This is a genomic window from Johannesbaptistia floridana (genome assembly GCF_057440575.1).
Window position 1 is genome coordinate 1 of sequence record NZ_JALKVM010000385.1, and the last position, 6,062, is coordinate 6,062.

At 38.9% G+C, this 6,062-nt stretch carries 5 protein-coding genes and 1 pseudogene; all 6 read left to right on the plus strand.

The features are described from left to right. Window positions 1-53: 53 nt before the first annotated feature. A pseudogene (locus MW688_RS21870) lies at window positions 54-254 on the plus strand (tryptophan-rich sensory protein); the annotation flags it as partial. Window positions 255-301: 47 nt separating this feature from the next. Then, window positions 302-1,633 (plus strand): nicotinate phosphoribosyltransferase, encoded by a 1,332-nt coding sequence (locus tag MW688_RS21875; RefSeq protein ID WP_486738133.1) that lies wholly within the window; start codon window positions 302-304, stop codon window positions 1,631-1,633. Window positions 1,634-1,666: 33 nt separating this feature from the next. Beyond that, window positions 1,667-2,233, plus strand: a complete 567-nt coding sequence (locus MW688_RS21880) for a nicotinate-nucleotide adenylyltransferase (RefSeq protein WP_486738137.1) — start codon at window positions 1,667-1,669, stop codon at window positions 2,231-2,233. 33 nt (window positions 2,234-2,266) lie between these two features. Then, on the plus strand, window positions 2,267-2,986 hold the full coding sequence (locus MW688_RS21885; protein ID WP_486738134.1) for an NUDIX hydrolase: 720 nt from the start codon (window positions 2,267-2,269) through the stop codon (window positions 2,984-2,986). 11 nt (window positions 2,987-2,997) lie between these two features. After that, entirely contained in the window at window positions 2,998-4,671 is a 1,674-nt protein-coding gene (locus tag MW688_RS21890; RefSeq protein ID WP_486738135.1) for an NAD+ synthase, read from the plus strand. A 303-nt stretch (window positions 4,672-4,974) separates the two neighbouring features. Then, on the plus strand, window positions 4,975-5,463 hold the full coding sequence (locus MW688_RS21895) for a hypothetical protein (protein WP_486738136.1): 489 nt from the start codon (window positions 4,975-4,977) through the stop codon (window positions 5,461-5,463). The last annotated feature ends 599 nt before the right edge of the window (window positions 5,464-6,062 follow it).

Below are 6,062 nucleotides of genomic sequence, written 5' to 3' on the forward strand. Positions count from 1 at the left end.
AAATGAGCAAGTTTTAGCAGTAATGAGTAAATATTTTTCAACTGTATTTAGCCCCTGTAATGTGTTTTATGCGTAGTCTTACTGTCGGTACTATTATCGGTGGAGTCGGCTTTATTCTAGGTTTAATTTTAGCAATTATTATTTTCCCCATGAACTTCGGGGCAGGATGTTTACTACTTCCCTATTTACTCTGGAGTCCAGTGGGCACTTTTGTTACCTGGAAGATGATTCCCCTCAATCCCGATAGTGCTTAAATTATGGTAGAATCTACTATAATAAAAAAAACCGAATCGACTGTAAGATGAAAACCAAGCAGGAATTAACGATAAATCCCGGTGAAGACAGTATGTTAACAGATTTATATCAGTTAACAATGATTGCTTGCTACACCGGGACAAAAATTGCTAACAGGCGTGCTAGTTTTGAACTATTTGTGCGTCGTTTACCCGATGATTTCGGTTATATAATTGCAATGGGTTTAGCTCAAGCCTTAGAATACCTAGAAAAGTTGCATTTTAGTAACGAACAAATTACCGAGTTAGCAGCAACAGGTATTTTTAAACAGGCACCCCTAGAGTTTTGGGATTTACTTTCATCCTTTGAGTTTAGCGGAGATGTGTGGGCAGCGCCAGAGGGGACAGCTATTTTTGGCTATGAACCGATATTAAGGGTAGAAGCCCCTTTGTGGCAGGCTCAATTAGTAGAAACCTATTTACTCAATACGATTAATTATCAAACTTTAATCGCTACTAAAGCCTTGAGAATGCGAGAGGCAGCAGGAGAAGAGGCAAAAATCTTAGAATTTGGCACGAGACGGGCATTTAGTCCTCAAGCTTCTCTCTGGGCAGCAAGGGCAGCAATAGCGGCAGGATTTGACTCCACCTCCAATGTATTAGCGGCGGTTAAACTAGGAATACAACCAACGGGAACTATGGCACACTCCCTAGTAATGGCCATAAAAGCGATCGCCGGAACAGAAACAGAAGCTTTTAGTGCTTTTAATAGTTATTTTCCCGAGGCAACTATACTCATAGATACCTATGACACAGTAGCGGCGGCAGAAAATTTAGCCAAAATGTCTAGGGAAGGGAAAATTAACCTCACAGGAGTAAGAATAGACTCAGGAGATTTAGTCACACTTTCTCAAAAAGTCCACCAATTACTACCAAAAGTGAAAATATTTGCCAGTGGAGATATGGATGAATGGGAGATTGCCGATTTAAAATCCCAAGGCGCTATTCTCGATGGTTATGGCATTGGCACCAAACTAGTAACGGGTAAACCAGTTAATGGGGTATACAAACTCGTAGAAATCGAAGGTAAACCCACCTACAAAGAATCTGAAGGGAAAGCCACCTATCCTGGAAGGAAACAAATCTTCCGTAGCTATAATCAGGGTAAAATTAGTGAAGACCGTTTGGGATTAGCTACAGAATCAGCCCAAGACACAGAAAAACCAGTATTAGAACTAGTTATGCAAAATGGACAGGCAATAAATGCACCAGAAACCATTGATACCATTAAACAACGCTGTCGAGAAACTTTAGCTAGTTTACCGCCAAGTTGCCGCAAACTAGAGCATCCTGAACCAATAAAGGTCAAAATATCTAGTAATTTAACCCAAATTAATTAACTATAGTAATTTATGAATCTAACTCCCCCAAAAATTCTCAGAATTGCTTTGTTTGGTACCAGTGCAGATCCACCCACTGAGGGACATCAAGCGATTTTACTCTGGTTAGCCCAAAACTATGATCAAGTAGCTGTGTGGGCCTCTAATAACCCATTCAAGGAACATCGCACCCCTTTAGGAGAACGTTTAAAGATGTTAGAATTACTGCTTAAAGATATTACTTTGCCACACACCCAAATCACCCTAAGAGAAGAGTTTAGTGATCATCGTAGTCTGATTAGTCTCAAACGCGCTCAAAAAATTTGGGGAGAAGCAGCAGAGTATACTATAGTTATCGGCGCTGATTTAGTTAAACAGATGAAAAGCTGGTATAAAATTGAAGAATTAGTAAAAAAAGCCAAAATCTTAATTGTGCCTCGTGCAGGCTATCCTTTATCTAATTCAGAGTTACATAGTCTCGACGAATTAAACAGCAACTACTCAATAGCTGAATTTCAAGTGCCAGCAGTTTCCTCAACAAGCTATCGTCAAAATGGCGATGAAAATCTACTAACTCAATCAGTTGCTCAATATATTAAGGCAAAAAATCTATATCAATAAAACCAATTTTTCAAAGAAGTGGTAAGTCAACAGTTGCTAAATTCTAACTCTCAACTATTAGCGGATTTCAAAGTCGGAGTCGATAATGTGATTTTCTCCATAGATACGTCGGCAAATCGTCTTCTAGTACTTTTAATTAAGAGAAAAGAACCACATTTTCAAGGAAATTGGAGTTTACCCGGTACTTTAGTCCGTCAGGGTGAATCTCTGGAAGCCGCAGCCCGTCGTACCCTCGCTGAGAAGATAGTTGTTAAGAATCTATACTTAGAACAATTATATACCTTCGGAGGACCAAATCGAGACCCCCGAGAATCTCCCGAGAGTTTTGGTTGTCGTTATCTCTCCGTTAGTTATTTTGCTTTAGTTAGATTTGAAGAAGCAAAGTTACTCTATCCCACTCATCAAGAAACTACTTGGTATCAAGTAAAGGCAGTTCCTCAATTAGCTTTTGATCATAATCAGATTCTTGGCTACGGTTATCAACGTCTGCGCAATAAGTTAGAGTATAGTCCTATCGCTTTTGAAGTGCTACCAGAAGTGTTTACTCTCAATGACTTGTATCAATTTTATAGTACTGTGTTGGGAGAAAATTTTGCTGATTATTCTAACTTTCGTAGTCGGTTACTGAAATTAGGTATTCTGTTTGACACAGGGGTGAAAGAATCACGAGGCGCCGGACGTCCAGCGACTTTATATCGCTTCGATGCAGAAGCCTTTGCACCTCTTAAGGATAAACCATTGGTATTTGTTTAAGTAATAAAAAAATGAAAATAGCGATCGCTCAACTCAATCCTACTATCGGAGACTTACAGGGTAATTCGGGTAAGATACTCGAAGTTTCCCAAACAGCTAACAGCCTAGGCGCTGATTTACTCCTAACTCCAGAATTATCTCTGTGTGGTTATCCCCCTAAAGATTTGCTACTCAATCCTAGTTATATTAATTCAATGTCTGAGACACTAAATAAACTGAGTAAGCAGTTGAGTTGTCCTAGTTTAGTAGGTCTTCCTAAGTTTAACCCTAAAGCTAATTTAGTGGGAGAAAAAAATCTTTATAATAGTATTGCTTATATAACTAATCAACAAATAGAACAAATATTTAATAAGCGTTTACTACCTACTTATGATGTATTCAATGAACATCGCTACTTCGCACCTGGTAAGTCTAGCAGTTTTTTATCTATCGAAGGGAAACAAAGAAAACGAATTCGCATCGGTGTAACTGTATGTGAAGATTTATGGAATGATGAGCAATTTTGGGGAAAACGTAGTTATCAAATAAATCCCATAGCTGAATTAGTCAGTTTAGGAGTAGATTTAATTATCAATCTCTCAGCTTCACCCTATAGTGTGGGTAAACAGAAAATAAGAGAAAAAATGCTGACTCATGCAGCCATTCGCTACAACATACCCATGATTTATGTGAATCAAGTAGGTGGCAATGATGACCTAATTTTTGACGGGAGAAGTGTGGCTATTGATAGTTATGGCAACGTAGTTAGTCGCGCTGTTGGTTTTCAAGAGGATTTATTGATAGTTGAGTTCGATGAATCCCAGGGAGATTTGATACCAGGTAAAATTGATAATTTAGACAGTGACGAATTAGCAGAAATTTGGGCAGCATTAGTCTTAGGAGTTCAAGACTATACCAGGAAATGTGGCTTTACTCAGGTAGTCTTAGGCTTAAGTGGTGGCATTGATTCGGCATTGGTAGCAGCAATTGCCGCTTCTGCTTTACAACCAGAAAATGTTTTAGGAGTCATGATGCCCTCTCCTTATAGTTCCCCAAGTTCTGTAGCTGATGCACAACAGTTAATTAATAATTTAGGTATACGTAGTCAAAAATTACCCATAGCCGCAGTGATGGAAAATTACGATCATCTCCTCGCGCCTCTGTTTGAGGGAACAGAATTTGGCGTGACTGAAGAGAATTTACAATCACGGATTCGCGGTAATTTATTAATGGCGATCGCCAATAAGTTTAACTATCTTTTACTCTCTACAGGCAATAAATCAGAACTAGCCGTGGGTTATTGTACTCTCTACGGCGATATGAATGGGGGTTTAGCAGTTATTGCCGATTTACCCAAAACTCTCGTCTACTCCCTGTGTCGGTGGTTAAATCGCCATCAACAAGTAATCCCAGAAAATATCCTGATTAAACCCCCTTCAGCAGAATTAAAACCCAATCAAGTGGATCAAGATTCCCTGCCATCCTATGATATTCTTGACGATATTTTAGATAAAGCTATCTGTCAACATCACTCCCTTGAAGAAATAGTAGCCAGTGGACATGATTTAGAAACTACTAAAAAAGTCCTCAAACTCATTGCTAAAGCTGAATTTAAGCGCAAACAGGCACCACCAGGCTTAAAAGTTACTGACCGCGCTTTTGGTACAGGTTGGTGTATGCCTATTGCTGCTAAAATTTCTATTTAAAATAGCTCTTCCGTACTTAGAATGAGCGATCTCCCTTAGGAGTTACGCATTGACAGATAAACTGAAATGTGCATCATCTTAGAAGATAAGGCGATAAGAGTGCGATATCCGCGCAAGCGGTGCGCTAAAAACACGGTTCTGTTGCCAAAACTTTCCTTAAGTTTATAGTTAAACAATGTGATTTGATGCTCTTGTGGTGCGTTACACTTTGTTAACGCACCCTACTAGATCAAAATAAAACAATATATCATATCATTATGGAGAAAATATTAATTATAAGTCTAAGGAGAGCTATTGGAAGTTATGACACAAACACCAATAAAAACACCAATACGTTCCGAATTAGGGGATTTTACCAGTATTGTTTGCATGAAAGCAGTTATTACTGGTATTGAAGAAGCACTCGGGGAAAAAGCCACCATGATAGCGCTTATCGCCGCAGGCAGAAAGAGGGGCAAATCTTTAGCTCAAGAACTTAATTTAGAGCATTCTAGTAATTATTCTTTGGAAAAATTAACCACAATGGCTAACGAATCATTAGGTAAACAAGGAACTCGTTTGTGTATTGTTGATAAGATAATCGAACAAGACGGAGCTTATCAAGTTTACACGAGAGAAACCGTATGTTCAGCAGGAGAATCTCAAGGGTCTTCGAGAAACTGTGATTACACTATGGGAGCAATCCAAGGATTTCTGGAAATTGTTTTGGACAAACGTCTTCGTGGTAAACAAATAGAATCTGTGCTTCGTGGTGGCAATTATGATGTTTTAGAATACAGTGTAATGAATTAAGAGAGCATACCATTTTTTAGGCAAGAATTAATAATCGCTCTTTGGTTGGAGTTTTGTTCTTTCCCAAGAAAATATTAAGATAAAATAGTAAAAAACAGTTATTAAAGTGCGATCGCCACTCAATTAGAACATACGTACTAAAATACTTCGACAAGAAATTCAGAGTTGTACTGTGCGCATAGAAGTACTTGTAGTAGGGTGCGTTAGGCCGAAGATTTCTGTGGAAAATCACAATGCCAGATAACGGATTGCCGTAACGCACCCATAGATGAGTAATGAGTAATGAGTAATGAGTAATGAGTAAGAAGGTAGCCTGTAGGTAGCCTGTAGGTTGGGTTGAGGCACGAAACCCAACATTATATTAGTAGTTGTAGTTGTAGGATGTGTTAGGGCGAAGCCCGTAACGCACCAAAAGATGAGTAATGAGTAACGAGTAATAAGTAATGAGTAAGAAGCCAGTATTATAGCAATGAGCGTTGTAGTGTTAACAATATTTAGATAAACTTTTCCCCCCAACCCCCCGCAAACTCGGGGGGCTTTTCATAATATAGCAGTGACCGCAGTGGTGTTAACAACATTTATCACTAACTTTTCCCCCC